Genomic DNA, 25,520 nt, shown 5'->3' with positions numbered 1-25,520 from the left:
TTCCCCTAGTTGGCGCAGCCCCGGACCGCGTTCAGCGGGGAGCAGTTGTCGGGGACGTTGTCGCGGATGCCCGTGCGGCGCAGCGTCACGACGCCGCCGGGCAGCACCAGGACGCCGCCGCCCGCGCCGATGGACTTGTTGAGCCGGACCCAGGTGTCGTCGAGCGTGGTGGTGCCCGCGCTGACGATGCCGCCGCCGGCCTGGGAGGCGCTCAGGTTGGCGTTGACGGCGCTGCGGACGACGCGCGTCACGCGGCCGGGGGCGGTGTAGAGGCCGCCGCCGCGGGCGTTGACGGCGTTGCCGACCACCGTGCTGTCGACGAGGTGCAGGTCGCCGTTGTTGTGGATGCCCGCGCCGTTGCCGCCCAGCGCCAGGTTGGTGGCGAAGACGGAGTTGCGGATCATGACGCGGCCGGAGTTGTACAGGCCCGCGCCGTTGCCGGTCTGGGCGAGGTTGCCCGCGACCGTGACGCGCCGCAGGTGGAGCCGGCCCGCGTTCCGGACGCCGGCCCCGTCGCCGGCGCCGAGCAGGCCGTTCATGACGAACACGTCCTCGACGGTCAGGTCGCCCGTGGGGCCCACGTCCAGGACGCGGAACGGGACGGCCGCCTGGGCGCGCCTGATCGAGGTGTTGGCGCCCTTCAGCGTGATCCGGCCGGTGATCGTGGGAAGCGGGGCGGTCAGGCCGTACGAGCAGTTCGGCGCCAGCTTCAGCACGGCCGGAGTCATGTTGGCCGCGACGACGGCGTTGCGGAGCGCGCTGACACTGCACAGAACCTTGATCGTGTTGACCGGGTTCGGCGCGGCGGCCGCCGGCGCCTGCGCGGCCGAGACGGCCACCCCTGCGACGATCGCGGCATTGACCAGCAATCTCATCGTGTCCCCCTATTGGCGAGAAGATCCCGGGGTCATTCGACCAATGGGGATCCCGCCCCGAAGGGGCGACGATCAGGCGTTTCCCGAACCCTTACTCGCCCTTGCGATCACCGCGACCAGTTCGTCCTCGGTAAGGACGCGGGGCGTGCCGACGCCGAGGGCCCGGACGTACACCTCGCAGAGCCACTCCAGCAGCCGGGTGGCCTCGAACGCCTCCTCCAGCGTGCGGCCGATCGACACGCTCCCGTGGTTGGCCATCAGCGCCGCCTGCTTTCCCTCCAGGGCGCGCACGACGTTGGCGGCGAGTTCGGGGGTGCCGTAGGTGGCGTACTCGGCGACCCGGACCGTGCCGCCCAGCAGCAGGGCGTTGTAGTGGATCGCCGGGAGTTCGGTCAGCGTGGAGGCGACCACGGTGCCGAACACGGCATGGGTATGGACCACCGCCCCCGCGCCGGTCGCGCGGTAGAGGGACAGGTGCATCGGGGTCTCCGACGACGGCGCGCGCGACCCCGAGACGATCTCGCCGTCGAGGGTCAGGACCGGGCAGTCCTCGGGGGTCAGCGCGTCGAGGGCGACGCCCGACGGGGTGACCGTGACCAGGTCGCCGGCGCGCACGCTGAGGTTTCCCGAGGTGCCGATGACCAGGCCGAGGGAGGCGGCGCGGCGGCCGTGGCGGCACAACTCCTCTTGGAGCTCCTTCATGGCGATCACTTTATCTGGCAGCCGGTCTATACCAGTAGCCCTCATATAGGGCATAAGATGCGGTAAAGCGCGGGTGTAAAGAGGGGATCGTCCTATGTTTAATATCCCCCATAAGCAGGCAAAACGCCGTGATCGGCACACAGACCATCGCGGTCACGTCACAGGTTGGTCTAGACCGACCCCGACACCTTGACGATGCTTGGGCCTCGCTCGTACGTTCACGAACGTTTAGGAAACTTTCCTAATTGATCCCCCCGGTATCAGGAGAGTTGGATGACCATCACGCCCCGTGACATCACGCGCCGTCAGCTGCTGGCCCGCGTCGGACTGACCGCCCTCGTCGCCGGTCCTTTTCTGAGCGCCTGTGCCACCGGTGGCGGTGGCTCCCAGGAGGCCGCCCCCTCGGCCGCGGCCCCCTCGGCGGGCGGCGCGAGCGCATCGGCGAACAACCCCTTCAACGTCAAGGCCGACGCCCCGCTCGAAGTCGTCATCTTCAAGGGCGGCTACAGCGACGAGTACGCGACCCAGTCGCACGAGCCCCTCTACAAGAAGGCGTTCCCGGGCGCGACGATCAAGCACCAGGGCATCCAGACGATCGGGCAGACCCTCACCCCGCGCTTCGCCGGCGGCGACGTGCCCGACGTGGTCAACAACTCCGGCACCGACAACCTCGACGGCGGCGCCCTGATCAACGCCGGGCAGCTCCTCGACCTCACCCCGCTGTTCGAGGCCCCGAGCGTCGACGACCCGTCGAAGAAGGTCAAGGACGTCATCGTGCCCGGCACGATCGAGTCGGGCCTGGGCGGCGACCCCGCCAAGCCGTACACGCTGAACTACGTCTACACCGCCTACGGCCTCTGGTACGACGCCAAGCTCTTCGAGAAGGAGGGCTGGACCCCGCCGAAGACCTTCGACGAGTTCAAGACCTTCGCCGAGGCCGCCAAGGCCAAGAACATCGTGCCCTTCGGCTACGCCGGCAAGAACGCGTCCTACTACGCCTACTGGATGATCCTGATCTCGGCCGCCAAGATCGGCGGCAACAAGATCCTCCTCGACATCGACAACCTGGCCGACAACGCCTGGAACAACGACGCCGTCAAGCAGGCCGCCGCCGCGTGGGCCGAGATCGGCAAGTTCATGGACCCGGCGTACGAGGGCCTCATCCACACCGAGGTGCAGACCCAGCAGAACCAGGGCAAGATCGCGTTCTACCCCTCGGGCTCCTGGCTGGAGGCCGAGCAGGCCAAGGACACCCCCGAGGGCTTCGAGTACGCGATGGTGCCGACCCCCTCGGTCACCGCCGCCGACCAGATGCCCTACGAGGCGATCCGCGCCGCCGCCGCCGAGGGCTTCATCGTGCCGTCGAAGGCCAAGAACGCCGCCGGCGGTCTTGAGTACCTGCGCCAGATGCTCTCCAAGCAGGGCGCCCGCGACTTCACCGAGAAGACCAAGTCGCTGACCGTCGTCATCGGCGCCACCGAGGGCCTGACCCTGTCGCCCGGCCTGACCTCGGTCGCCGCCGCGCAGACCGCCGCCGGGACCAATGTGGTCACCTTCTCCTCCTTCGAGGGCTGGTACAAGGAGCTGGAGACCGAGCTGCGCAAGCAGACCAACGCCCTGATGTTCGGCCGCATCAGCGCCGAAGAGTTCGCCACCAAGATGCAGGAGGCGGCGGACAAGACCAAGGCGGACTCCTCGATCGTCAAGCAGACCCGGAACGTGTGACCCATGCGGCGTGGCCGGCTGACGCCGGGCGCGGTCAGGAAGTGGGGCTTCATCGTCTCCTTCCTGGCCGCGCCGCTGGCGATCTACATCGTCTTCTTCGTGAGTCCCAACCTGCAGGCCCTCCAGCTCGCGCTGACGAACTCACGCGGAATCTCACCCGACTTCCAGTACGTCGGGTTCGAGAACTTCACCCGGCTGTTCGGCGACGAGGTGTTCTGGGCCGCGGTCCGGCACCACGGGCTGATCCTGCTGGTCATGCCGCTGGTCACGATCGTGATCGCGTTGTTCTTCTCGTTCCTGCTCAACCTCGGGGGCGGGCAGAGGAACGGGCAGCTCGCCGGTGTGTGGGGGTCGTCCTTCTACAAGGTCGTCTTCTTCTTCCCGCAGGTGCTCGCCGTCGTCATCGTCGGCGTGTTGTTCCAGGCGGTGCTGAACCCCCAGAAGTCGGGCATCCTCAACAGCGTCCTGGGCTGGTTCGGGGTCGATCCCGTCGGCTGGCTGATCAAGCCCGACCTCGCGCTCTGGACGATCATCGGCGTGATGGTCTGGCAGGGCGTCGGCTTCTACGTCGTGCTGTTCAGCGCCGGCATGGCCGGGGTGCCGAAGGAGATCTTCGAGGCGGCCGCCCTCGACGGCGCCAACCGGTTCACGCTGTTCTTCAAGATCACGCTGCCGCTGGTGTGGAACACCGTCCAGGTCGGCTGGGTCTATCTGGGCATCGCGGCCTTCGACGCCTTCGCGCTGGTGCAGGTGCTCTCGATCGACCGCGGCGGGCCCGACAACGCCACGACCGTGTTGCCGCTGGAGATCTTCCGGCAGACCTTCACCTACTACCGGTTCGGCTACGCGTCCGCGATGGGCGTCGCGCTGGTCTTCCTGGTGCTGACGTTCGCGGCCCTCACCATGCGGGTCACCCGGCGCGAGAGGATCGAGTACTGATGAAGTCCGCGCGTCTGTTCGGCGGCGTCTCCCACCTCATGCTCGTGCTCTGGACGATCCTCACGGTGACGCCGATCGTCTACACGTTCCTCAACTCGTTCAAGACCAACACCGAGATCTTCGGCGACAGCCCGCTCGCGTTGCCGAGGCAGTGGGGCTGGGGGGCGTGGGGCCGCGCGTGGGAGACCTCGCGCATCGGCGAATACCTGGTCAACACCGTCATCGTGGTGGCGTTCTCCACGTTCTTCACGATGCTGCTCGGCTCGATGGCGGCCTACGTGTTGTCCCGGTACGACTTCCGCGGCAACCGCCTCGTCTACACCCTGTTCGTGGCCGGTCTGTCGATCCCGCCCTTCCTCGCGTTGTCGGCCCTCTACAAGGTGGTCGACAACGTCGGCCTGCTCGGCACCCACACCGGTGTCGTGCTGGTCTACGTCGCCTACTCGATGCCGTTCACGGTGTTCTTCCTGACGGCGTTCTTCAAGACGCTGCCGACGACGGTCGCCGAGGCGGCGATGATGGACGGCTGCGGGCACGCCCGCACGTTCTTCCAGATCATGTTGCCGATGGCCAAACCCGGCCTGATCAGCATCACGATCTTCAACGTGATCGGCCAGTGGAACCAGTACCTGCTGCCGATCGCGCTGCTCCCGGGCGACAAGCAGGACAAGTGGCTGATCACCCAGGGCATCGCCAACATCTCGACCAGCGCCGGCTACGAGGCCGACTGGGCCGGCCTGTTCGCCGCCCTGTCGATGGCGATCATCCCGATCCTGATCGTGTACGTCATCTTCCAGCGCCAGATCCAGACCGGGCTGACGGCTGGAGTCGGCAAGTGACTCACACGCCGAGCACGTTGGCGAGCGCCGTACGCGAGGAGACCCCGAGCTTGCGGTAGACGTGCGCGAGGTGGTCGTCGACCGTACGACTGCTCAGCATCAGGCGGGCGGCGATCTCCTTGCTGGTCAGGCCGGTCTTGGCCAGCTCGGCGATCTGCCGCTCCCGCTTGGTCAGCAGGTCGCCCCTACGAGGGCCGCGCGCGGCCAGGCGGCGCTGCTCGCGTTCGGCCTCCTCGGCCAGCACTCCGGCGCCGACCTCGGCGGCGAGCGCCCTGGCCATCGCGAGCGCCTTGTGGCCGTCGTCGCGGAAGGGGGCGGTCATGATCAGCGTACGGGCCGCCTGGGGCCGGAACCCGGCGGCGCCGAACAGGTCCACCGACCGCGCCGCGAACTCCGCCGCCCCCGCGAGGTCGCCCTCGGCGGCCCGCACACACGCCAGCGCGCGTGCTGCGAACGCGTGCTGGGCCGGGAGCGCGAGCGCCCCGGCGGCGGCCAGCGCCGCATTGGCGGCGGCGCTGGCCCAGGCCACCTCGTCGCAGCCGAGCAGCGCCTGGGTGAGGGTCTCCAGCCACATCGGCCGGTAGCCCGGCTGGCACTGCGGCATGCCGACGCCGCCGCCGATGCCGAGCAACATCCAGCGGGCCCGGTCGGGCTCGCCGGCGGACAGCAGCACCTGCGCCGACAGGCAGACCGTGCTGGCCGACCACCAGCCGTCGACCCCGGCCACCGAGCCGGCCGCCCACGTCGCGAGGCTGACCGCCCGCTCCACGTCGGTGTAGGCGACCGACTCGGCCAGGATCGCCCGCACCAGCGCCAGCAGGATCGGGCTGCCCGACTGGCAGGCGACGTCCTCGGCCTCCTCGCCGAACCTGATCGCCTCGGCCAGGTGGCCGGTCCGGCCGCAGAGCTGGGTGAGCGCCATCAGCACGTCGGCCAGCAGGGCGCTGCGCGACAGGGACCGGGCCAGCGTCAGCGCCCGGCGGGCGTGGCGTTCGGCGTCGGCCTGCCGTTCCACGAACGACTCGGCCCAGACCAGCCGGGTCAGCGCGGTCAGCTCCCGGGTGGCGGCGGCGTCGCTCAGCGCGTCGGCGGCGTGCGCGGCGGCGTCGACGGCCTCGGCGGCCGGGCCGGGGTCGCCCTCGTAGGCGGCGGCGAAGGCGAGCAGCGAACGGCCGGCCGACTCCTCCTCGGGGTTCTCGGCGGCGTCGACGGCCGCCGCGATGTCGGCCGTCGCGGCCGGCACGTCGCCCAGGTGCAGCCGCAGGGTGGCCAGCTCGCGGTGCAGCCACGCGCCCCTGCCGCCCTTGGCGGCCTCGTTGGTGAGCAGGGAGGCGGCTTCGGCGTACCGGCCGAGCAGGCGTTCGACCACGGCGCAGGCGGCGACGAGCTCGCTGCGGTGGCCGACCGGCAGGTGCGGGAGCAGCTCGTGGAGGGCCGCGCGGGCGTCCTCCAGGCGGCCGTCGTAGATGAGCGCCTGGGCCAGCAGCACGTGCAACTGGACGGAGACGGGGTCGGTCAGGTCGCCGACCAGCGGCTGCGCCGCCTTCAGCCACTCGACCGCCGCGGCGGGGGCGATGTTCACGGCCTCGCGGGCCGCCGCCATCAGCGTCGGCAGGTCGCCGGGTTCGTGCCTGCTGGCGGTCCGCGCGACGTGATGGGCCACCTCCCTGACCGGCGCCCCCAGCGCCGACAGCTCCCGCGCCGCCAGCCGGTGGGCCAGCATGCGCCACGCCGGGTCGGCGCCCTCGTACACGAGCTGCCGGAGCAGCGGATGGCGGAACCGGAAGCGGCCGTCGCCGGTGTCGCGGATGAGGTCGCGGGCGGCGAGCTCGCCGAGCACCGCCGGGACCGGCCCGAGCATCGCCACGTCGTCGGGGGTGAAGGCGTCGCCGAGCACCGCCCCGGCCTGGGCGGCCCGTAACTCCATGTCGGACAGGCGGGCGAGCTCCCCGGACAGCAGCCCGGTCAGCGTCGACCCGGCGGCCCCGCCCGCCAGGCCCTTCAGGTAGAGCGGGTTGCCGCCGCTCTCGTCGTGGAGGTCGCGCAGTTCGGGCCGGTCGCCGAGTAGCTCGCGCGCCTCGCCGAGCGACAGCGGCCCGACCCTGACCCGGACGTGCGGGACGGCGGCCGGTCCGGCCTCGGCCAGCGCGCCGAGCAGCCGGTGGCCGGCCTGGCGGTCGCGGTAGGCGCAGACGACGAGCAGCTCCTCGGCCGGCCGCCTGATCAGGTAGGCCAGCAGCTCGCACGAGGCCGGGTCGGCCCAGTGGAGGTCGTCGAGGATCAGCGCCACCCGGCCGAGCTCCGCGAGGTGCTCGCGGACGGTCCGGGCCAGCGCCAGCCGGTCGCCGCCCCCGAGCGGGCCGAGGGCGTCTTCGAAGACCCGGTGGGGAAGGTCGCGCTCGAACTCGGTGGCCACCCCCCGGAGCACCTTGATCTCCCGGCCGCCCGCCTCCCGGGCGAACTCGGTCAGCAGGCGGGTCTTGCCGATGCCGGGCTCCCCGGTCACCTCGGCGAGACCACCCGACTCCAGGGCTCCGGCCAGCGCGGCCGATTCCGCTTCACGTCCCACGAACACGAAAGACAGTAAAACCCCGCAATCCTACGGATGCTAGGAGGTTGACCGGATGTCACGGTTAGACTCCGCCATCCGGCAGCCCCCCTCCAGGAGTCTGTGTTGATGAACGAGTTCCCCTTCCCCTTCTTCGGGGCGGGAGAGGCGAAGTACTACATGTGGGCCGAGGTCCACGTGCGGTTCGAGCGCGAACCCTCGAGTTATCAGCGTTCGGCGATCGAGTCGAGCTGCCCTGGACCGCTCCAGGACACCATCGACTGGGCCGACGGCCGCCAGCTCATGGTCGCCTCGGGACTGTTCCTGCACGGCGCGCTGGCCCGCGCCTATCCCGCCAAACCCGGCGACGACGACTACCTGGGCGACGACGGCTGGTTCTACGCCGCCCACTCGCGGGTGGAGAGGTTCAACTCGGCCATCGAGTCGTGGCTGGCCTACGCCAACGACCACTGCCCGGTCATGGTCGCCTACCGGCAGGAGGACGGCGACAGCGGCGGCACCCAGCTCTCCCGCTGGCACGACTGGAGCGTCACCCAGCTCCCGCGCCTGATGGCCGACCTGGAGCCGATCCTGGCCAAGTCGATCGCCACCCGGCAGCAGACCCACGCCACCCACATGGTGCGCGGCATCATGTCGATGGCCCGCCGCGCCCGCGCCAAGGCCGCGCCGACCACGAGCGGCGGCTGGCCGCGCCTGTGAGACGGTGAGGTGTATGGCATGGACCAAAGACGGCGAGACGCTCCGGCGCTCCATCGAGGCCCCCGACTTCCCGACCGCGATCCTGATCGTCGACCGGGTGGCGGAGGAGGCCGAGAAGATGAACCACCATCCCGACATCGACATCCGCTGGCGCACGCTCCACTTCGTGCTCACCACCCATGACGCGGGCGGCCTGACCGACCTCGACTACCGGCTGGCCGAGCGCATCGACGAGATCGCCCGCTCCCACGGGGCCTGAGCGGGATCGTCAACCGAAGACCGCGGGTGGCGGCACGGGTGCCGCCACCGGGTCTCCGTCGTGGATGGGCTTGGCCCCCGCGACGAACCTCACCAGATCCTCGCCCGCCACGCAGCGCGCCCGCGTGAGCCCGCCCGCGGCCGACCGCACGAGCCGGTCGAGCGGCAGGTCCCGGTCGGAGGCGACCACGATCAGGTTGCCGAACCGGCGTCCGCGCAGCACACCCGGTTCGGCCAGCAGGGTGACGTGCCGGAACACCCCGCGCACGGTCGACAGCAGCCGCCGCGCGAACCGCAGCCCCTTGCCGTCGGCCACGTTGACCAGCAGCGTGCCGTGCGGTCTCAGGACGCGGGCCAGGTCGCCCATGTACTCGGCCGTGGCCAGCTCGATCGGCATGATCGCGCCCGAGAAGGCGTCGAGGATGACGAGGTCGGCCGAGGCGTCCTCCAGGGTCGCGACGCCCTCCCGCCCGCCGGTCGTCTTCACCTTGAGCCGGGGCACCGTCTTCAGTGCGAGCTGGTCTCTGACGAGTTGCACGAGCGCGTGGTCGGGTTCGATGACGATCTGGCGGGAGCCCGGACGCGTCGCCGCCACATAGCGGGGCAGCGTGAACCCGCCCCCGCCCACGTGGGTCACGTCGAGCGGACCCTCCGGCAGGCAGTCGACCGCGATGCCCATGAGCTGGACGTACTCGAAATCGAGATGGGTCGGGTCGGCCAGGTCGACGTACGACTGAGGGACCCCGTCCATCAGCAGCATCCACCCGGCCGGGTTGTCGAGGTCGCGCAGCAGTTCGACCTCCCCGAACACGACGAGGTAGCGGCCCGGTACCGGGTTCGTGGACTTCGCCATCACAATCTCTCTGCCTGTCGTCTTCGCGTGGTATATCCAGGAGTGCACTCCGACCCCCAGGAGAACCTAATGCGCAGGCGGCCCCTGCTCGTTCTCGTCGCGGCGGTCGTCACCATGTTCGTCGCCGGGGTGTCCGGACTCATCGTGAGCGGCCGGAGTGTGCCGCCCCCCGACCCGGTGACCACCGCGAGGCCCGAGGGCGTGCCCGACGAACTGGTCGAGCCGGAGAACCCCAACCGCAACACCCCCTGGGACGCCGGGACCGCCTACCTGAAGGAGTGGGAGAAGGGCGACCTGGCGGCGATGCGCGCGCTCGTCCACGACCCCCCGGAGGATTTCACCTCGCTCCACCAGGCCGCCGACACCGCGCTGCAGGCGGTGAGCCGGGCCTTCGTCCCCCTGTCCGTGGACGAGATCGACGACGTCACCGCCGACCTGTCGTTCACGGGGGAGTGGACGATGGCCGACGGCCCCCCAATGAGGCTGACCTCGACGGTCCGCCTCACCGTGGTCAAGCGCGAGTGGATGGTCGACTGGACGCCCGAGACCATCCACCCCGACCTGGAGCACGGCGACACCATCGAACGCCGCGACCTGCCGGGCGCCCCCTACCGCCTGGCCACCCGCGAGGGCGAGGCGCTGCCGCCCAACAGCTACGCCGACTCCTACGTCGGCGACCTGGCCGCGCAGGCCCCGCCCAACCCCTCGACCGGCGGCTGGCGCGTGGTGATCGACAAGCCCTTCGACGACGAGGTCGAGGAGGTCTACCGCCACGAGCAACCCCTCACCGAGGGCCCGGTCTTCACCACGACGATCGACAAGTACGTCCAGATGGCCGCCGCCCGCGCCCTCGACCCGGTGGGCAAGCCCGCGGCGATCGTCGCGATCCGGCCCTCGACGGGCGAGGTGCTCGCGGTGGCCGACCGGCTCGGCGGCAAGGGCGCCTTCTCCTCGGCCTTCCCGCCCGGCTCGACCTTCAAGATCGTCACCGCGGCGGCGCTGCTGGCCGCCGGGGTCACCCCCGACCAGCAGGTGAGCTGCCCGGCCACCTACCAGATCCCGTTCGGACGCGTGATCAGCAACTACCAGGCCCACGACTTCGGCACGCTGGCCTTCCGGCAGGCCTTCGCCGAGTCGTGCAACACCACCTTCGCCCAGCTCGCGGTCGAACGGGTCCCGGCGGCGACGCTGACCGCCCAGGCGGCGGCCTTCGGGTTCGGCGCCACCCTGTCGACCGGCGCGGGCGGCTCCTGCGGGTCGCTGACCGAGCCGCACAACCACGACGCGCTGGCCGAGGCGTCGTTCGGCCAGGGCACCGTGGTGGCCACGCCGCTGTGCATGGCGAGCGTGGCGGCGGCCGTGCAGAGCGGGGTCTGGCGGGGGCCGAGACTGCTCGCCGACGCGACCGGCCAGCCGGCCGAGGCGCCGCTCGCGCCCGGGGTGGCCGAAGGGCTGCGCGCCATGATGTCGTCGGTGGTGTCGGAGGGCACCGCGGAGGGCACCGGCCTGCCCGCCGGGGTGAGCGGCAAGACCGGCACCGCCGAGGAGGCCGGCCAGGACGACCACGCCTGGTTCGTCGGCTTCCACGACGACCTGGCGTTCGCGGTGTTCGTCAAGAACGGCGGCACCGGCCGTGACGTGGCGATCCCGATCGCGGCCCGGTTCCTGAACGCCCTCTAATACTTGGCCCACTTATGGGCTGAAAGCGGGATATTTCTGGACACATACCTCCTGATGGAGGTGAGGTCACATGCATCTGAACGCCGACCTGAACGCGGGCCTCCGCCCGGTCAGCCGTGACACCTGGTGGGTGCTGGCGGTCCGGGGCCTGCTGGCGGTGATCTTCGGCGTCATCGCCCTGGCGTGGCCGGGCATCACCCTGCTCGCCCTCGTCTACGTCTTCGCCGCCTACGCCATCGTCAACGGCCTGTTCACCATCGCGGGCGCGTTCCGCGAGGCCAACAAGGGCTCCCGAGGCTGGATGATCTTCTCCGGCGCCGTCGGGGTCGTCGTCGGCATCGTCGTGGCCACCTGGCCCGCGATCACGGCGATCGTGCTGCTGTGGCTGATCGGCGCCTGGTTCGTCGTCACCGGCCTGCTGGAGATCGTCGCCGCCGTGAACGCCCGCAGGCGGATCGACGGAGACTGGAGCCTGATGCTGGCCGGAGTCCTGTCGGTGGTCTTCGGCGTCGTCCTGGTCATCTGGCCGGCCGCCGGCGCCCTGACGCTGGCCTGGCTGATCGGCACCCTGGCGATCCTTCTCGGGCTGTCGCTCTTCTACCTGGCCTTCCGGGTGAAGAACATGCCTGCGTAAGATTTTCCGCGTATGGCGGCATAGGTCGGGAATATCTTCATCATGACGGTTCACGAGCGGCTCTCCCGGCACCTGCTCGTCGACGGCCTCCCGGTCGTCCTCGATCTGGCGCGCAGCTCGGGTTCCTGGCTCGTCGACGCCCGCGACGGCCGGAGACACCTCGACTTCTTCACCTCGTACGCGTCGTCGCCCCTGGGTTTCAACCCCTTCGACGACGACCCGGCCTTCCTCGCCCGCCTCGGGCGGCTGGCCGCCAACAAGCCGGCCAACTCCGACCTCTACACCGAGGAGCTGGCCGACTTCACCGACACCTTCACCCGCGTCCTCGGCGACCCCGAACTGCCCCACCTGTTCCTCGTGGAAGGCGGCTCGGCGGCCGTCGAGAACGCGCTGAAGGTCGCCTTCGACTGGAAGAGCCGCTGGAACGAGGCCAACGGCCGCCACCCCGGCCTGGGCACCCAGGTGCTCCACCTGAGCCGCGCCTTCCACGGCCGGGGCGGCTACACCCTCTCGCTCACCAACACCGAACCGGTCAAGACCGACCGGTTCCCCAAGTTCGGCTGGCCCCGCATCGACAGCCCCGCGATCCACCTGGGCGACGTCGAGGCGGCGGAGCGCCACGCGCTCGGCCAGGCCGAGGAGGCGTTCCGCAAGTACCCCCACGACATCGCCTGCTTCATCGCCGAACCCATCCAGTGCGAGGCGGGCGACAACCACCTGCGCCCGGAGTTCCTGCGCGCCATGCAGGACCTGTGCCACCGCCACGAGGCCCTGTTCGTGCTCGACGAGGTGCAGACCGGGGTGGGCGTGACGGGGTCGGCGTGGGCGTACCGGGCGCTGGGCCTCCAGCCCGATGTGGTGGCGTTCGCGAAGAAGATGCAGGTCGGCGGGGTGATGGCCGGGCGCAGGGTCGACCTGGTGCCCGACAACGTGTTCCGCGTCAGCGGCCGGATCAACTCCACGTGGGGCGGCGGCCTGACCGACATCGTGCGCGCCACCCGCGTCCTGCGGATCGTGGAACGCGACGGCCTGATCGAACACGCCGGCGTGCTCGGCGACAAGCTGCTCGGCGCCCTGCGCGAACTGGAGGCCGAGGGCCTGCTCCGCAACGCGCGTGGTCGCGGGTTGCTCGCCGCCTTCGACGTGCCCGACCGCGACGCGGTCGTCACCCGGTTGCGCGAGCGTGAGTCGCTGCTGGTCCTGCCCGCCTCAGAGGGGACCGTACGGCTCCGCCCACCCCTGAACGTCACCCCGGAGGAGATCGAGGTGGGGCTGTCCCGCCTAAGGCGAGGGCTCGCGACCTGACCACAGGTCGATGGCGGTCCCCCGGGAGGCGACGCCCAGCTTGGCGTAGATCCGGTTGACGTGGTTCTTGACCGTCTTCTCGCTGAGGAACAGCCGTTGTGCGATCTGGTTGTTGGAATGACCGTTGGCGATGAGGTCCATGACCTCGGTCTCACGCTTGCTGAGGGCCGTTCCGGTGGGGTCGTCGACTCGCATCTGGCCTCCGTGGCAGAGATCCATTGGCAGAGAGTTAAGTCGCCGCGGGCCCCCGCGTCCGGCGTAGCGGTTGTGAGCGATTTTAACGCGCGTGAAAGCCCTGTGGGGGTTGCTTCGTGGGCAAATCGCACCCGGTGTGCGTCACCGCAGCACGACGGGCCGCTCGGGCACACCAGAGGTGACGATCTCCGTGACGAGATCACCGAGGTCGGCGGGGTAGACGGTCTCACGGGTGGCCCGCAACTCGCCGACCGTCCACCACCGATATTCCTGAATAGTGTCAGGCTGTGTCGCCCGCGCGACGTCGACGTCGCGCGCGGAGAGTCGGGCCAGGTAGTAACGCTCGACCTGGCGGATGATCGCGCCCTGGAATGGGAACTCCTTGGTGCGCTCGGCGACCGGCCCATCTACGCGGACCCCGTCGCCGTCGGTGCCGAGTTCCTCGCACATCTCCCGGCGCAGAGCCGTAAGGTGGTCCTCCGTGCCGTTGAGGGCACCGCCCGGGGTGGCCCAGAATCCGCCGTTTTCTTCGTAGCGCAACAGCAACACCCGCCCGTCACCGTCGAGCGCGACGACGCGGACGGCTGTTCGCAACGGCGGGATTGTCATGCGCCCAAGTGTGACAGCCGGGGGACTCGATGCGGCCGGAGTCGACTATGTGGTCGGACGGGAGAGCCGTAACGGATGAGGGGCTCGTCCCTGGGTGTGAGTGCGTGTGAAATCGGATCTGTAGATCTCAACGTCGGTCACGGGCACACACCAAGTAAGGGTGAACTTCTTCGGCCGATCGTCGCCGTCGATACTCAGCGTGAAGGTGACATAGGACTCCGACATGGTTTCGGCAACGTCACCGCCTGCCCAGGAGGGCAGGTGAACCGTAGTCCGGCACACCGGGGATCTGGAAAGTCGAGAGGCCGAAGTCGGTTGTGCGGCCAGCTGGCGGAGCCGCAAAGCAGGGAAACCTGTGACCGAGGAACGAGACCCGGCGCTCTCGGGTGGTGATCAGTCAGAACGATGAAGGGCCGGTCCCGAAGGACCGGCCCTTGCGCTGGGTGAGTAATGGGACTTGAACCCACGACATCCAGGACCACAACCTGGCGCTCTGCCAACTGAGCTATACCCACCATGTGCGCGATCCCGCTCACCCGGTCTCGCGTACAAGCACGAGTGTAGCGGTATCGCGAGACAACTACGAACTACTAACCGCCTCCGCCGTGTCGCGTGCCGTCGCCGAGTCGGGACCGGGCTGGGGGACGAACACGGTCGCCCGGTAGTAGCGCAGTTCGCGGATGCTCTCGGTGATGTCGGCGAGGGCGCGGTGGCCGCCCTGCTTCTCGGGTGAGGCGAAGTAGACGCGCGGATACCAGCGCCGGGCCAGTTCCTTGATCGAGGAGACGTCGATCATCCGGTAGTGGAGGTGGTTGTCGACCACGGGCATGTCGCGCGCCAGGAACGAGCGGTCGGTGGCGATCGAGTTGCCGCACAGCGGAGCCTTCTTGGGCTCCGGGAGGTGGCCCCGGATGTATTCCAGGACGATGGCCTCGGCCTCGGCGAGGGTCACGCCGCCCGCCAGGGCCTCAAGCAGGCCGGAGGCGGTGTGCATGGTGCGCACGATCTCCGACATCTGCTCCAGCGCCTCCGGCGGGGGCTTGATGACGACGTCGACCCCGTGGTCCAACTGGTTCAGCTCACCGTCGGTGACGACACAGGCGACCTCCACCAGTGCGTCGCGCCCGAGGTCGAGCCCGGTCATTTCGCAGTCGATCCAGACCAGCAGGTCGTTCATGTCCTTAGCGTAGTGCTCCCGCTCAGTGCGTTTGGAGCGAGTCCAGGACATCACCGACCTGCTCGGACTCCAGGTTGTCGGGGATCGACACGTAGAAGAACGAGGGCCGCTTGCCTTCGCCCATGTCGACCAGCACGAACGCGCCCGTCTCGGTCTTGAACTTGTAGTCGTTGGCCTTGGCCTCGGCGCTGAAGTCCATCTTGTACTCGATGATCCACGCGTCGCGGTCGCCGACCTTGATCGCCTCGTTGCGGATGATCTGCCGCTCGTGCGCGATCGAGTAGAAGATCGGCTCGTACGCCGACAGCAGTGTCGTGGTGACCACTTCGAGGTCTTCGACGCCCCGGTAGGGGAGCATCTGGGGGAGCTGGGCCGCCGCGACCGTGCCCATCCAGTCGGCGCCCTCCTGGCCGTTGAACGCCGGCTGGGAGACGGCGGCGTAGCCGCTGGTGAACAGCGGATAGGTCGGGTCGTTGGGGGCGTTCATGGTCTTCGGGTCGGAGACCTTCCACGGCTCGCCCAGGTACTTGTAGCTCAGGCCCGAGACCGAGTCGTTGATGCGGCCGTCCTCCGGCTGCGGGAACGCCGTGATCGAGGGCTGCTGGGGCTGCTGCTGGTCGGGGATCGGCTCCTGCTCCTGCGGCGGCGCCTGCTCGGTCTGGGGCGGCGGCACCGGCTCGTTGGTGGCCGGCGGCCGGGCGATCGAGGGCTCGCCGGCGCCCTGGTTCAGGAACACGAACGCGCCGCCCACGACGAGCGCGATGACGAGCACGATGCCGACGCCGCCGAGCACCCACGGCAGCGGCGAGGGCGGCTTCGGCGGCGCCCCGAACTGGGGCAGCGGCAACTGGCTCGTCGCGCCCCACGCCTGCGAGGGGGCCGGCTGGGGCGAGGCCCACTGCGGCGGGGCCGGAGGGGGAGCGAACTGCGCGGTGGCAGCGGCCGGCGCGGCGGGGGTGGTCGCCAGGGTCTCCTGTTCGGCGGGCTCCGGAGACTCCGGGGCGTCCTGGCCTTCCAGGGGATGGGTGGCGTCGGTCCACTGCGAACCGTCCCACCACCGCAGTCGCGGCGAGCCGTAGGGGTCCGGATACCAGCCGGCGGGGGTCGTCGTCATGCCGTGCAGCCTAGTGAAGTCAGCATTTGTACGAGAAGCTCGCCTTCGCGGCGATGGGCTTCCCCTCGGGGGTGTGGTCGAGCACGCGGAGCGTGGCCGTGCCCTTGAATCGGCCCGGACCGCTCACCTGCCAGATCAGCGGAAGATCTACCGAAGTCGTGCCCGATTCGACCCGCTGGGTGCCCTCGGTCACCCGGCCGTCGCTCTGCTCCCACTCGTACTTGAACGTGCCGCTCTCGCCGTTGGTGGTGACCACGGCCATGATCTTGGTCTTGGCGTCGCACCCCTGGGTCTTCTTCGGCGCGGACACGCTGACCTTGGTCACCGACATCTCGGCGGGCGGGGCCATCCGCATATAGAGGACGAATCCGGCGATCAGCAGGCAGACCACCAGCGAGCTGAGCCACGCGCCCCGGCGCTTCTGCCGGGGCTTGCGGCGGCTCTGGGCCGAGGGGGCGGCGTGCTGGGTGGCGCCCTGCCGCCAGATCTGCGCGGCGGAGGTGTCGGCCGGCACACCCGGGCCGAACCGCATGCCGCCCGACTCCGCCGGGGGCGGCCCCCCCAGGTGACGTGCCGGGTCGAGCAGGGTCCGCAGCTCACCGCTCTCCGGCAGCCGCGCGGGCGGCAGCGCGGCGGCCACGGGCGGCAGCGCCGACCAGGCGTGGAGGGTGCGCACCAGCGACTCGCGGGTGCCGAACCCGGCCGGGAGCATGTCACGGCCGTTCGTCAGGACGTCGCGGGCCGAGGCCAGGCCGTGGGAGCCGGCCACCGACGCGGCGTGGTCGAGCAGTTGCGCCGACTGGCCGGTGGCCCAGCTCGTCGACAGGGTGCGGGCCAGGCTCTGCCAGGCGGCGATGTCACGTTCCGGGGAGGCGGGCTCGCCGCGCAGCGCCTCCAGCAGCCCGCGTTCGGCCAGCAGGGCCGAGCCGTCTTCGCCGATGACGACCGTGCCGGGATGGACCGCGCCGTGGGCCAGGCCCGCGGCGTGCAGGCCCAGCAAAGTCTGGGCGGTCTCGATCAGGATCGTGGCGGCGCTGCCCGCGTCGGGCCCCCAGCCGAGCTGGCCCCCGCCCGTGAGCAGGTCGGCCACGGTCGGGACGGCGCGGCGGCCGACGATCAGCCAGACCTCGCCGTGGGCCGCCACCAGGTCGGCGACCGGCAGCAGGCCGTACTGCCCCGACTGGGCCAGCCGCCGATCAGCGGAAATGGCCGCCACCAGGCGCTCACGCGCGCCCGGGGCGGCCAGAAGGTGGTCGTTGAACCGGAGCAGCCCCGACGGCTCGCCGCCGGGGCCCTCCGCGTCGTGCCAGGTGCCGACCTCGCTGACCCGCGTCCTGCCGGTCAGCCGATGGCCCGCGACAGTGCCCCCGTCATGCATGACTACTTACGCCTCCGCCGGTGCCTTCCCGCCATCGATCGCTTCACGGCAAGTGTGGCGGGCACGAGGCCGGTCGTCATCAGGCCGAGGGCGAAGAATCCGGCGGCGGCCGTCTCTCCGGTGGTCGGCGCGACGGTCGGATTGAGCGTCGGCTCGTCGGTGTCACGGGTAGGCGGCGGCTCCTCTGACGGGGAGGACGCCGGGCCGCCCGGCGAACCGGAGTTGGGCGTGGTCGACGTGGACGGCTGTGTGGTGGGGGTCTCCGAGGTGGTCGGTGTCTGGCTCACCGTGGGAGTGGGGGTCGGAGAGGCCGAAGTCGGGGTGGGCGACGGGGTCGGGGTCTCATCGCCCGGCTCGCTGCTGGCCGTCGGGTCGCCCGGCTCCTCCAGGCCGCCACCGCCGCCGCCCGGCTTCTTGGTCGGCTTGGGGGTCGGCTTCTTGGTGGGCTTCTTCGTCGGCTTCGGCTTCGGCTGCTGCGTCGGCTTCGGCTGGGTGTTCGACGTCGGCTGGGTGACCGGGGGCTGGGTTCCGTCGGCGTCGGGCGACTCGGTGACCTCGGGGGACTCCTCGACCGGGACCTCTTCGATCAGGCCGTCGTCGACCTCCTCGACCAGCGGGTCGGGGGCCGTCGAGGTGTTCACCGGGCTCGGGGTGAGCGTGGTGGTCCCGGCCGACAGGGTCGCGCCGCTGATCGAGCCGACCAGCACGGCCGTGCCGCCCGCGATCACCGCCATGCCGACCACGGTCAGGCCGATCTTCACGAACGCCTTGCTGAAGAAGCCGCTCCTGCGCTCCTCGTCGCCGCCGAGGTCCTCGCCGCCGGCGGCGAGCTGGGTGTTGGCGAGCTGGGTGTTGGCCTCGGGCACGGCCGCGGCCAGCGGGAAGAAGGCGGCCAGCAGACCGGCCAGTGCCGCCAGGCGGCGGCGTCCGCGCTCCTCCCACTGCGGGCCGTACGTCTCCAGCGCCACCGACTCCAGTTCCTGGAGGAAGGCGTGGGCCGAGGCGGGGCGCTCCTGCGGGTGCTTGGACATGCCGCGCTCGATGAGGCCGCGGAGCTGGGGCTGGATCTGCTCAAGCGGGACCGGGGCGGCCTGGTGCTGGTGGGCCAGCGCGGCCAGGTTGTTGGCCTGGAAGGGGCGCTGGCCGGTGAGGCACTCGAAGAACACCACGGTGGCGGCGTAGACGTCGGTCGTCGGACCGGCCGGCGCGCCCGCCCACTGCTCGGGGGCCATGTAGGACGGCGTGCCCGAGGCGGGCATGCCCTCGCCCGCGCGGGCGGCGATGCCGAAGTCGACGAGCTTGCTGTGGCCGTCGCCGTCGACCATGACGTTCTCGGGCTTGAAGTCCCGGTGCACCACGCCCATGTCGTGGGCGATGGCGAGGCCGATGAGGGAGCCCTTGAGCACCGCCAGGGCGGCCTCGGGTCCCGTGGGGCCTTCGGAGCGGATCATCGCGCGCAGCGAGACGCCGTCGACGAGCTCCATGACGATCGCGGCGCCGTGGGGCTGCTCGACGTACTCGTAGAAGCGGGCGGCGTGCGGGTTGCGGTCCATCAGCGCGAGGAGGCGGGCCTCGTGCCGGAACCGGGCGACGAAGTTGAGGTCGGCTCGGAGTTCCTGGGAGAGATATTTGATCGCGACTAGCGTTCCATCGGCATCGTGCCTGGCCAGCACGACCTGTCCGGCTGCGCCGGTGCCGAGCTCGCGTAGCTCCGTATAGCCGGGAACCCGCCAGGCGCCGGTCTGGCCGTACATGCGGTCTCCTTCTGTGCCCGGGCCCCCACCATGACGACCACAGAGCCTAACGGCGGGTCTACCTCGTGATGGGAAAAGTCATGAGATTGTAGTGACTCAGTGTCAAACGTGACTTTAGTGGTACAGGTGGGTGGGCCGGGGACGCCGTGATCCGGTCCGGGGGGCGGCGACGGCTCAGTCCGGCCGATTGACCAGGGCATATTGTGACACCGGCCGTCTGGGAAGCAATACTGGGCGACGTGCCGATCCATGCCCGGCGGGCATGTGATCCCGCGATCAGGTGACCGTGATCACAGCGGGGACTCCTGCGCCAGAGGCGTCACGGAGAAGAAAAAAGGCGACCCGGCCGCCCATGCGAGTCCCTGCCGGGTACTCGATGGCCACATGGGCGCCGGTCGCCTCGTGCTGCGTTAAGTAGACGCCCGGTTGGGCGGCGGGGTTGTCAAAGGTCATCTACCGGAGATATGGGCGGGAACCGGAATGTCCCGGGTCATCTTGGGATCGGGCTCCGGCTCGCCCCACGTGGTGACGACGGGGAGCACTCCCGCCCAGATCGGCAGGTCGTAGTCCTCGTCGTCGTCGTTCGGGCCGGCCGCGCGCATCTTGACCGAGGCCTCCTCCAGCGACAGCGCCAGCACGGCCGTGGCGGCCATCTCCTTGCGGTTGGGCAGGCGCGCGTAGTCCCACTGGCCCGGGGCGAGCTGCTCGGTGATGGCGGCCAGGCCGGCCATGCGCTCCTCCTCGTCGGTGACCAGGCGCGGCACGCCGTAGATCATCGCCGAGCGGTAGTTGACCGAGTGGTGGAAGACCGAGCGGGCCAGCACGATGCCGTCGAGGTGGGTGACGGTGACGCAGATCGTGTCGCCGGGGGCGGTGCGCAGGGACCGGGCGCCGGTGGAGCCGTGGAGGTAGAGGGTGTCGCCGATGCGCCCGTATCCGGTCGGGACGACCATCGGGGAGCCGTCGACGATCACCCCGAGGTGGCAGATCAGGCCGGCGTCGAGGACGGCGTGGAGCTCGGCGCGGTCGGTGCGGCCACGGTCCTTGGAACGGCCGAGGACGGTACGAGGGGTGCTGGACAACTCGGTCATACGGCTACCGTAGGAGCCGAGTGGCCTGGAGGAACACGTCCACTTTCGCGGCGTTGAGGGAGACCACTTTGCGGGAGCAGCAGGTCGAGCTGCCGGTGGCCGTCGACCGGTCCAGCCCGACGCCCCTGGTCGTCCAGGTCGGCGACCAACTGCGGGCGGCCATGCGCGACGGCGCGCTGCGGGCCGGGGAGCGGCTGCCCTCCAGCCGCGGCCTGGCCGGGCTGCTCGGCGTCAGCCGGACCGTGGTCACCGAGGCCTACCAGCAGCTCTACGCCGAGGGCTGGCTCGACGGGCGGCACGGCTCGGGCACCTACGTGGCCGACGTCCACGCCGACGGCGGCGACGGCTCCGGCGCCCGCCCGGCCGGCCTCGGGCCGTCTCCCGACGCCGACCTCCAGCCGCCCGCCGCCGGTCTCGTCGATCTGCGGCCCGGCCGCCCCTGGGTCACGGCCTACGACACCGCCGCCTGGCGGCGGGCCTGGCGGGCCGCCGCGGACCTGCCGATGAGCGCCTGGCCCGACCTCTACGGCGACCCGATGTTGCGCGAGGCCCTGGCCGACCACCTGCGCCGGGCGCGCGCGGTGCCCGCCGGGCCGGGGAACGTGCTGATCACGCGCGGCACCGGCAACGGTCTCGACCTGCTGGCCGCCACCCTGCTGAAGCCCGGTGACCGGGTCGGGGTGGAGGAACCGGGCTACCGGTCGGCCCGGCGCATCTTCGCCTCGCGGGGCGCCGAGATCGTGCCGTGCCCGGTCGACGCCGACGGCCTGATCGTCGACGACCTGCCCATCGGCCTGCGGATGATCTACACGACGCCGGCGCACCAGTTCCCGACCGGAGGCCGCCTGCCCATCCCGCGCCGGGAACGCCTGCTCGCCTGGGCCCGCGCCACCGGCGCGCTCGTCGTCGAAGACGACTACGACGCCGAGTTCCGCTACGACGTCGCCCCGCTCCCCGCCCTCTACGGCCTCGGTCCCGAGCAGGTCGTGCTGCTCGGCACGTTGTCGAAGTCGCTCAGCCCCGACGTCGGCGTCGGCTGGCTGGTCGCCGGGCGACCGCTGCTCGACCTGGTCGCGAGAACGCGGAAGGAACTGGCCGACCGCACGTCGGGGCCGGTCCAGCGCGCGGTCGCCGTCCTGCTCGACCGCGGTGACCTGGACCGGCACCTGAGGCGCATGCGCCTGGAGTACGCCCGCAGGCGCGCGGCCGTGGTGGCCGCCCTCGGCCCGTGGACCAAGGGCGACACGGCCGGTCTGCACGTCCTGGCGGAACTTCCGGAACACGTCGTGCCGGAAGTGGTCGCCGGAGCCCGTGAACGGGGGGTCCTGGTCGACACGACCATTCGCCACCACCACGGCCCGCCCCGCGTCCACGGCCTCGTCGTCGGGTACGGTTCGGCCGCACTCCACGACGTCCGCCAGGGCTGCGGGATCGTCAGGAACCTGCTAGACCACGCTCTCCAGGAGCCGTAGTTCCTCCCGGGGACGGGGCACCTCTAATTGCGGCGCGCTGTCTCCGATGATGCGGGCGACGTCGATGGCCCCCGGGTCCCCCTCGGCGGAACCCGGAACCTGCGAATGCCCGAAGTGCCCCCCACGGGCCCAGAGGCGGCGGTTGCCGTCCTGCACCAGCGAATGGGGCATGGGTAGTGGCGGACCGGCCGGCCAGCGTCGGGGAACCTCCCACGAGTCGAGCCAGGCGAGGATCTCGTCGAGACCGTCGAGCTTGCTGTCGGTGAACGGTTCGTGCACCGACCCCAAGACCCGGATCTGGACGCACACCCGGCCCTGCCGGTTGAGGTCTCCGGTGAGGCCGCAGGCCGCGCGGGTGGGCGGCAACTGCTGGATGATCTGCCCCGTCACCGGGTTCCACACCAGGTGGGCGGGGCGGTTGAGCTGGACGAGCCGCTGGGCCACGGATTTGGCCGAGATCCCTTGTGGGTCTGTCGGCCAAATGAACCAGACCACCCTGGGCGCGCCCCCGATCATGGGGCCGGCGTCCTGGGGAGCGGGAATGCGACTGGCGACGGGTAGCCATGCCTGGGCCACTGTGCCCCCTCATGTCCTCGGTCGCCCTGTTTTCTCCCCTTATGCTCTTCGGGCGAAACGCGTGATTCCGTACCTGCCCCGGCGGACGACGGCGTAGCCACGGGTCAGCGCGCGCTCCCGGAGATAGACCAGCGGGAGCGCCCGGCCCTCCACGGCGCGGGCGAACCGGCCCGGCCCGGTGGTCCGGCTCACCGTCAGGCGGGGAACGGCCAGCATGTCGGGGGCGGGCAGGCCGGCCATGTCGTTGGCGACCGCGCACGCCGCCCAGAACCCGGCCCGCCGCGCCTCCCGGCGGACCCGCGCGCTGGAGTAGCCGTAGGGATAGGCCATCGTCGTCACCGGGAGCCCGAGTCTGTCCTCCAGGACCGCCTTGCCGCGCCGGAGTTCCTGCCGGAGTTCGGCGTCGGGCAACTGGTCGAGCTGCGGATGGCTGTGGCTGTGCCCGGCGATCTCGTGCCCCTGCGCGGCGGCCTCCCGGGCCTGCGACCAGCTCACCATGTGGTCGAGCGGCCGGCCGGCCGCCTCGCCGCCCGCGTCGGCCACCCAGCCCGTGGTCAGGAACAGGGTGGCCGGGAAGCCGAACCGGTCGAGGATCGGCATCGCCTCGGTGTGGAAGTCGGCGTAGCCGTCGTCGAAGGTGAGCACCACCGGCCTGGCCGGGAGGGTCGGGCCGGCGCCGTTCACGGCCGCGATCAGGCTCGCGAACGTCATCGGCGTGAACCCGTTGTCCGCCAGGTAGGCCAGTTGCCCGGCGAAGTCGCCCGGCCGCACGGCGAGCGGCCGGGTCTCGGCGTTGGGCCGGTCGGTGACCGAGTGGTACATCAGGATCGGCACCCGGTTCATCGCCGCGCCTTCCCGACCAGGTAACCCCAGGTCGTCCAGGCCAGCCCGACGACGATGGCGGCGCTCCTGCCCCACCGGAGGGTGACCAGGCCCTTCAGCGCGCCGAGCGGCAGGGTCCGGAACGTGTACGACCGCTCGCTCGCCAGCCCGTCGCCGCTGCCCACGCTCCGGGTCACCAGGGCCTTCGACAACCCCTCGGCGTAGCAGCGGGACCGGAAGTAGCGGAAGGTCTCCCGCGCGGCCGGGACCCGGTGGCCGATGCCCGCCGACGGCTCGAACAGCAGCACCGAACCGGGCAGCCGCTGGGTGAGCCGGATGCAGAACTCGGTCTCCTCGCAGCCCAGCGGTCTGCTCTCGCCGCCCCTGACGCTGCGGCCGATGCCGGTGGAGAACCCGCCCGCCGCGCCGATCACCTCGCGCCGGAAGATCGCGTTGCCGCCCATCACGTTGCGGATCGGCGCCCGGCTCTCCGGCATGCCCTTGTAGGTGCAGCCGACCGTCCAGTCGAACTCCACCGGGAACCAGCGGGGACGCCGGGTGGCCCAGAGCGGGCGGGTCGCACCGCCCGCGCCGACGACGCCCGGCTGCGCCATGGCCGACTCCAGGCCCTCGATCCAGCCCGGGTCGGCCACCGCGTCGTCGTCGAGGAACGCGACGTAGCCGCCGGTGGCCGCCTCGGCGCCGGTGTTCTTGCCGCCCGACAGGCCCTTGTCGTGGACGTTCTCCAGCACGATCGCGTCGGGGTAGGCCCGCTTGAGCCGCAGGTGGAGGTCCGGGTTGTGGTCGACGACCAGGATGAGCTCACGCGCCCGGACCGTCTGCGCCCGCACCGAGGCGACCGCGGCGGCGATGTCGTCCCAGCGGTCCTCCGTGTACACGCAGATCACGACGGAGGTGTTCATGCCGCGCCCTGGTCGGCCGTGGCCGGTTGCGGCAGCGGCGCCGGGGTCGCGCGGCGGCGCCGCCACTCCCGCACGATCGTCCGCAGCACCCGCAGCCCGTCGCGGATCGCCCGCAGGTTCGACTCCCCATGGATGCGGCAGCGCTCGTGACTGGGCACCTCGTGCACCCGCAGCCCCGCCCTGGCCGCCCGGATGTTCATCAGCGTCTCGACCTCGAAGCCCTTGCAGTCGAGGTCGAGCGCGGGCAGGTGGCGGGCCCAGAAGGCGTTGTAGCCGTAGCACAGGTCGGTGTAACGGGTGCGGTAGAGCGTGTTCACGATGGTGCGCAGCATGCTGTTGCCGGCCCGCCGGGTGACCGTGAGGTCGTCGCTGCCGCCGCCGGGGACGTACCGCGACCCCTTGGCGAAGTCGGCCCCGCTGACCAGGGCGCTGACGAAGTGGATGATCTCCCGGCCGTCGGTCGAGCCGTCGGCGTCGATCATCACGATGATGTCGCCCGTGCAGGCCGCGAACCCGGCGGCCAGGGCGTCGCCCTTGCCGCGCCCGGTCTGGTGGACGATCCGCAGGCCCGGCCGCAGCCGCCGGGCCACCTCGACGGTGTCGTCGGTCGAATGGCCGTCGACCAGCACGACTTCGTGCACCCAGGTGGGCAGCGTGGCGAACACGTGGGGCAGGTTCTCGGCCTCGTTCATCGCGGGCACGACGACGCTGACGGTCGGCGAGACCGCGAGGTGGGGGCCGAGGGGGGTGTAACGCTCGACGTGCGGAAGCGGCCGCAAGCCGGTGATCTCGGGACTCATGGTGACGGAGATGTCCTTCCGGGCGGTCTGTCATGAGCGGAGACTGCCAGCGGACCGGCGCGACTGGACGAGATGGGCAGCGGCTCGTCCCGGTCGTGGGGCAGAGGGTGTGGGGTCGTCACCCGGAGTGCTGGGCGGGGGTGACGCGAGTGCGGGGGCGGTGAAGCTGGCGCAGGATCACCAGAAACGCGCTCACCACCGCGACGGTGGCCACGCCGGCACGCGGTGACCAGGCGTCGAAGAGGAGCATCGCCTCGGCGAGAAGAACGTTGACAGCCAGACTGGCCGCCAGTCCCACGGTTAGTGCCGACAGGGGGTCACGATCACGCAACAACCCGGCGATGGCCGCGCCGGGCGCCAGGAGCAGGAACAGAGGCGTCAAGATCAGCCTGGCGGGGGTCCGCACGTCGGCCAGCGCGAGCACGGCTCCCGCCACGCACAACGCGCCGACCACACCGATCAGGACGGTCTTCATGGTCCCCATGTCACTCTCCCGGCTGGTGGAGGCACTTCATAGGATCAACCGGGGGC

25 protein-coding genes and 1 tRNA gene are annotated in these 25,520 nt (G+C 70.8%); 9 read left to right on the top strand and 17 right to left on the bottom strand.

The features are described from left to right. Positions 1–5 precede the first annotated feature (5 nt). Complete coding sequence (locus AW273_RS19765) at positions 6–875, bottom strand: hypothetical protein (RefSeq protein ID WP_157555959.1); 870 nt, start codon at positions 873–875, stop codon at positions 6–8. Positions 876–947: 72 nt separating this feature from the next. Next, entirely contained in the window at positions 948–1,577 is a 630-nt protein-coding gene (locus AW273_RS19760; protein ID WP_062350115.1) for a class II aldolase/adducin family protein, read from the bottom strand. A gap of 273 nt (positions 1,578–1,850) precedes the next feature. On the opposite strand from AW273_RS19760, the gene ngcE reads away from it, so the two are divergent. The 3 genes from ngcE to AW273_RS19745 are packed head-to-tail and all read left to right on the top strand — an operon-like array spanning position 1,851 to position 5,080. Then, positions 1,851–3,302 carry an N-acetylglucosamine/diacetylchitobiose ABC transporter substrate-binding protein gene (gene ngcE, locus AW273_RS19755; protein ID WP_062349884.1) on the top strand — a complete coding sequence of 484 codons (1,452 nt, stop codon included), beginning with the start codon at positions 1,851–1,853 and terminating at the stop codon, positions 3,300–3,302. Positions 3,303–3,305: 3 nt separating this feature from the next. Then, complete coding sequence (locus AW273_RS19750; protein WP_062349882.1) at positions 3,306–4,241, top strand: carbohydrate ABC transporter permease; 936 nt, start codon at positions 3,306–3,308, stop codon at positions 4,239–4,241. Then, positions 4,241–5,080 carry a carbohydrate ABC transporter permease gene (locus tag AW273_RS19745; protein WP_062349881.1) on the top strand — a complete coding sequence of 280 codons (840 nt, stop codon included), beginning with the start codon at positions 4,241–4,243 and terminating at the stop codon, positions 5,078–5,080. Before AW273_RS19750 ends, AW273_RS19745 begins: the two co-directional genes overlap by 1 nt. Before the next feature lies 1 nt (position 5,081). Here the strand turns inward: AW273_RS19745 and AW273_RS19740 are convergent, their stop codons facing one another. Continuing rightward, the gene (locus tag AW273_RS19740; protein ID WP_062349879.1) at positions 5,082–7,655 is read right to left on the bottom strand and encodes an ATP-binding protein; all 2,574 of its coding nucleotides are present in this window, start codon (positions 7,653–7,655) and stop codon (positions 5,082–5,084) included. Positions 7,656–7,757: 102 nt separating this feature from the next. On the opposite strand from AW273_RS19740, the gene AW273_RS19735 reads away from it, so the two are divergent. Beyond that, on the top strand, positions 7,758–8,348 hold the full coding sequence (locus AW273_RS19735; RefSeq protein ID WP_062349877.1) for a hypothetical protein: 591 nt from the start codon (positions 7,758–7,760) through the stop codon (positions 8,346–8,348). Positions 8,349–8,361: 13 nt separating this feature from the next. Beyond that, a complete protein-coding gene (locus AW273_RS19730; RefSeq protein ID WP_062349875.1) occupies positions 8,362–8,607 on the top strand; it encodes a 4a-hydroxytetrahydrobiopterin dehydratase in 246 nt (81 codons plus the stop codon). 9 nt (positions 8,608–8,616) lie between these two features. On the opposite strand, the gene AW273_RS19725 is transcribed toward AW273_RS19730, so the two are convergent. Further along, positions 8,617–9,459, bottom strand: coding sequence for a spermidine synthase (locus tag AW273_RS19725; RefSeq protein ID WP_062349873.1), 843 nt, complete (start codon positions 9,457–9,459; stop codon positions 8,617–8,619). A gap of 69 nt (positions 9,460–9,528) precedes the next feature. Between AW273_RS19725 and AW273_RS19720 the strand changes: the two genes are divergently transcribed. The 3 genes from AW273_RS19720 (at position 9,529) to lat (ending at position 13,078) form a co-directional block, all read left to right on the top strand. Further along, positions 9,529–11,139 (top strand): penicillin-binding transpeptidase domain-containing protein, encoded by a 1,611-nt coding sequence (locus AW273_RS19720; protein WP_062349870.1) that lies wholly within the window; start codon positions 9,529–9,531, stop codon positions 11,137–11,139. 70 nt (positions 11,140–11,209) lie between these two features. Further along, positions 11,210–11,773 (top strand): HdeD family acid-resistance protein, encoded by a 564-nt coding sequence (locus tag AW273_RS19715; RefSeq protein ID WP_062349868.1) that lies wholly within the window; start codon positions 11,210–11,212, stop codon positions 11,771–11,773. 42 nt (positions 11,774–11,815) lie between these two features. Beyond that, the gene (gene lat, locus AW273_RS19710) at positions 11,816–13,078 is read left to right on the top strand and encodes an L-lysine 6-transaminase (protein ID WP_062349866.1); all 1,263 of its coding nucleotides are present in this window, start codon (positions 11,816–11,818) and stop codon (positions 13,076–13,078) included. Here the strand turns inward: lat and AW273_RS19705 are convergent. The 8 genes from AW273_RS19705 to AW273_RS19670 form a co-directional block, all read right to left on the bottom strand. After that, entirely contained in the window at positions 13,055–13,273 is a 219-nt protein-coding gene (locus tag AW273_RS19705; RefSeq protein WP_030455926.1) for a response regulator transcription factor, read from the bottom strand. The two genes, lat and AW273_RS19705, sit on opposite strands and share 24 nt — an antisense overlap. A gap of 141 nt (positions 13,274–13,414) precedes the next feature. Continuing rightward, positions 13,415–13,882 carry an NUDIX hydrolase gene (locus tag AW273_RS19700; protein WP_063910029.1) on the bottom strand — a complete coding sequence of 156 codons (468 nt, stop codon included), beginning with the start codon at positions 13,880–13,882 and terminating at the stop codon, positions 13,415–13,417. Between the two features lie 442 nt (positions 13,883–14,324). Beyond that, a tRNA-His gene (locus tag AW273_RS19695) sits at positions 14,325–14,397 on the bottom strand. 65 nt (positions 14,398–14,462) lie between these two features. Then, positions 14,463–15,059 (bottom strand): oligoribonuclease, encoded by a 597-nt coding sequence (orn, locus tag AW273_RS19690; protein WP_062349863.1) that lies wholly within the window; start codon positions 15,057–15,059, stop codon positions 14,463–14,465. A gap of 22 nt (positions 15,060–15,081) precedes the next feature. Then, positions 15,082–16,173, bottom strand: a complete 1,092-nt coding sequence (locus AW273_RS37955) for a DUF2510 domain-containing protein (RefSeq protein ID WP_062349861.1) — start codon at positions 16,171–16,173, stop codon at positions 15,082–15,084. A gap of 19 nt (positions 16,174–16,192) precedes the next feature. Then, positions 16,193–17,551, bottom strand: coding sequence for a protein kinase family protein (locus AW273_RS19680; RefSeq protein ID WP_062349859.1), 1,359 nt, complete (start codon positions 17,549–17,551; stop codon positions 16,193–16,195). 2 nt (positions 17,552–17,553) lie between these two features. Then, positions 17,554–19,305, bottom strand: a complete 1,752-nt coding sequence (locus AW273_RS19675) for a serine/threonine-protein kinase (RefSeq protein WP_062349858.1) — start codon at positions 19,303–19,305, stop codon at positions 17,554–17,556. A 449-nt stretch (positions 19,306–19,754) separates the two neighbouring features. Next, positions 19,755–20,396, bottom strand: coding sequence for a pyridoxamine 5'-phosphate oxidase family protein (locus AW273_RS19670; RefSeq protein WP_062349856.1), 642 nt, complete (start codon positions 20,394–20,396; stop codon positions 19,755–19,757). Between the two features lie 53 nt (positions 20,397–20,449). Between AW273_RS19670 and pdxR the strand changes: the two genes are divergently transcribed. After that, positions 20,450–21,868 (top strand): MocR-like pyridoxine biosynthesis transcription factor PdxR, encoded by a 1,419-nt coding sequence (gene pdxR, locus AW273_RS19665; protein WP_232327511.1) that lies wholly within the window; start codon positions 20,450–20,452, stop codon positions 21,866–21,868. On the opposite strand, the gene AW273_RS19660 is transcribed toward pdxR, so the two are convergent. From AW273_RS19660 to AW273_RS19640, 5 genes are all read right to left on the bottom strand, one after another. Then, positions 21,842–22,312: a hypothetical protein gene (locus AW273_RS19660; protein WP_198168245.1), complete on the bottom strand. Its 471-nt coding sequence runs from the start codon at positions 22,310–22,312 to the stop codon at positions 21,842–21,844. The two genes, pdxR and AW273_RS19660, sit on opposite strands and share 27 nt — an antisense overlap. Before the next feature lie 171 nt (positions 22,313–22,483). Beyond that, complete coding sequence (locus AW273_RS19655; RefSeq protein ID WP_062349850.1) at positions 22,484–23,287, bottom strand: polysaccharide deacetylase family protein; 804 nt, start codon at positions 23,285–23,287, stop codon at positions 22,484–22,486. Continuing rightward, positions 23,284–24,189, bottom strand: coding sequence for a glycosyltransferase family 2 protein (locus AW273_RS19650; protein WP_063910028.1), 906 nt, complete (start codon positions 24,187–24,189; stop codon positions 23,284–23,286). Before AW273_RS19650 ends, AW273_RS19655 begins: the two co-directional genes overlap by 4 nt. After that, the gene (locus AW273_RS19645; RefSeq protein ID WP_062349848.1) at positions 24,186–24,989 is read right to left on the bottom strand and encodes a glycosyltransferase family 2 protein; all 804 of its coding nucleotides are present in this window, start codon (positions 24,987–24,989) and stop codon (positions 24,186–24,188) included. Before AW273_RS19645 ends, AW273_RS19650 begins: the two co-directional genes overlap by 4 nt. Positions 24,990–25,107: 118 nt before the next feature. After that, positions 25,108–25,473 carry a hypothetical protein gene (locus tag AW273_RS19640; RefSeq protein ID WP_062349846.1) on the bottom strand — a complete coding sequence of 122 codons (366 nt, stop codon included), beginning with the start codon at positions 25,471–25,473 and terminating at the stop codon, positions 25,108–25,110. Positions 25,474–25,520: the final 47 nt, after the last annotated feature.

The sequence above is a fragment of the Herbidospora yilanensis genome (assembly GCF_001570565.1).
Classification (GTDB): domain Bacteria; phylum Actinomycetota; class Actinomycetes; order Streptosporangiales; family Streptosporangiaceae; genus Herbidospora; species Herbidospora yilanensis.
The sequence above is the reverse complement of the archived record's forward strand: the minus strand, read 5'-3'. Positions and strand labels throughout refer to the sequence as shown.

Coding starts and splice junctions, on each gene's coding strand:
- lat (WP_062349866.1), top strand. CDS start 11,816: ATGACGGTTCACGAGCGGCTCTCCCGGCACCTGCTCGTCGACGGCCTC.
- AW273_RS19750 (WP_062349882.1), top strand. CDS start 3,306: ATGCGGCGTGGCCGGCTGACGCCGGGCGCGGTCAGGAAGTGGGGCTTC.
- AW273_RS19670 (WP_062349856.1), bottom strand. CDS start 20,396: ATGACCGAGTTGTCCAGCACCCCTCGTACCGTCCTCGGCCGTTCCAAG.
- AW273_RS19640 (WP_062349846.1), bottom strand. CDS start 25,473: ATGGGGACCATGAAGACCGTCCTGATCGGTGTGGTCGGCGCGTTGTGC.
- AW273_RS19730 (WP_062349875.1), top strand. CDS start 8,362: ATGGCATGGACCAAAGACGGCGAGACGCTCCGGCGCTCCATCGAGGCC.
- AW273_RS19765 (WP_157555959.1), bottom strand. CDS start 875: ATGAGATTGCTGGTCAATGCCGCGATCGTCGCAGGGGTGGCCGTCTCG.
- AW273_RS19675 (WP_062349858.1), bottom strand. CDS start 19,305: ATGTACGGCCAGACCGGCGCCTGGCGGGTTCCCGGCTATACGGAGCTA.
- AW273_RS19720 (WP_062349870.1), top strand. CDS start 9,529: ATGCGCAGGCGGCCCCTGCTCGTTCTCGTCGCGGCGGTCGTCACCATG.
- AW273_RS19655 (WP_062349850.1), bottom strand. CDS start 23,287: ATGAACCGGGTGCCGATCCTGATGTACCACTCGGTCACCGACCGGCCC.
- AW273_RS19760 (WP_062350115.1), bottom strand. CDS start 1,577: ATGAAGGAGCTCCAAGAGGAGTTGTGCCGCCACGGCCGCCGCGCCGCC.
- AW273_RS19645 (WP_062349848.1), bottom strand. CDS start 24,989: ATGAGTCCCGAGATCACCGGCTTGCGGCCGCTTCCGCACGTCGAGCGT.
- AW273_RS19650 (WP_063910028.1), bottom strand. CDS start 24,189: ATGAACACCTCCGTCGTGATCTGCGTGTACACGGAGGACCGCTGGGAC.
- AW273_RS37955 (WP_062349861.1), bottom strand. CDS start 16,173: ATGACGACGACCCCCGCCGGCTGGTATCCGGACCCCTACGGCTCGCCG.
- AW273_RS19735 (WP_062349877.1), top strand. CDS start 7,758: ATGAACGAGTTCCCCTTCCCCTTCTTCGGGGCGGGAGAGGCGAAGTAC.
- AW273_RS19700 (WP_063910029.1), bottom strand. CDS start 13,882: ATGACAATCCCGCCGTTGCGAACAGCCGTCCGCGTCGTCGCGCTCGAC.
- AW273_RS19715 (WP_062349868.1), top strand. CDS start 11,210: ATGCATCTGAACGCCGACCTGAACGCGGGCCTCCGCCCGGTCAGCCGT.
- AW273_RS19745 (WP_062349881.1), top strand. CDS start 4,241: ATGAAGTCCGCGCGTCTGTTCGGCGGCGTCTCCCACCTCATGCTCGTG.
- AW273_RS19680 (WP_062349859.1), bottom strand. CDS start 17,551: ATGCATGACGGGGGCACTGTCGCGGGCCATCGGCTGACCGGCAGGACG.
- ngcE (WP_062349884.1), top strand. CDS start 1,851: ATGACCATCACGCCCCGTGACATCACGCGCCGTCAGCTGCTGGCCCGC.
- AW273_RS19705 (WP_030455926.1), bottom strand. CDS start 13,273: ATGCGAGTCGACGACCCCACCGGAACGGCCCTCAGCAAGCGTGAGACC.
- AW273_RS19725 (WP_062349873.1), bottom strand. CDS start 9,459: ATGGCGAAGTCCACGAACCCGGTACCGGGCCGCTACCTCGTCGTGTTC.
- orn (WP_062349863.1), bottom strand. CDS start 15,059: ATGAACGACCTGCTGGTCTGGATCGACTGCGAAATGACCGGGCTCGAC.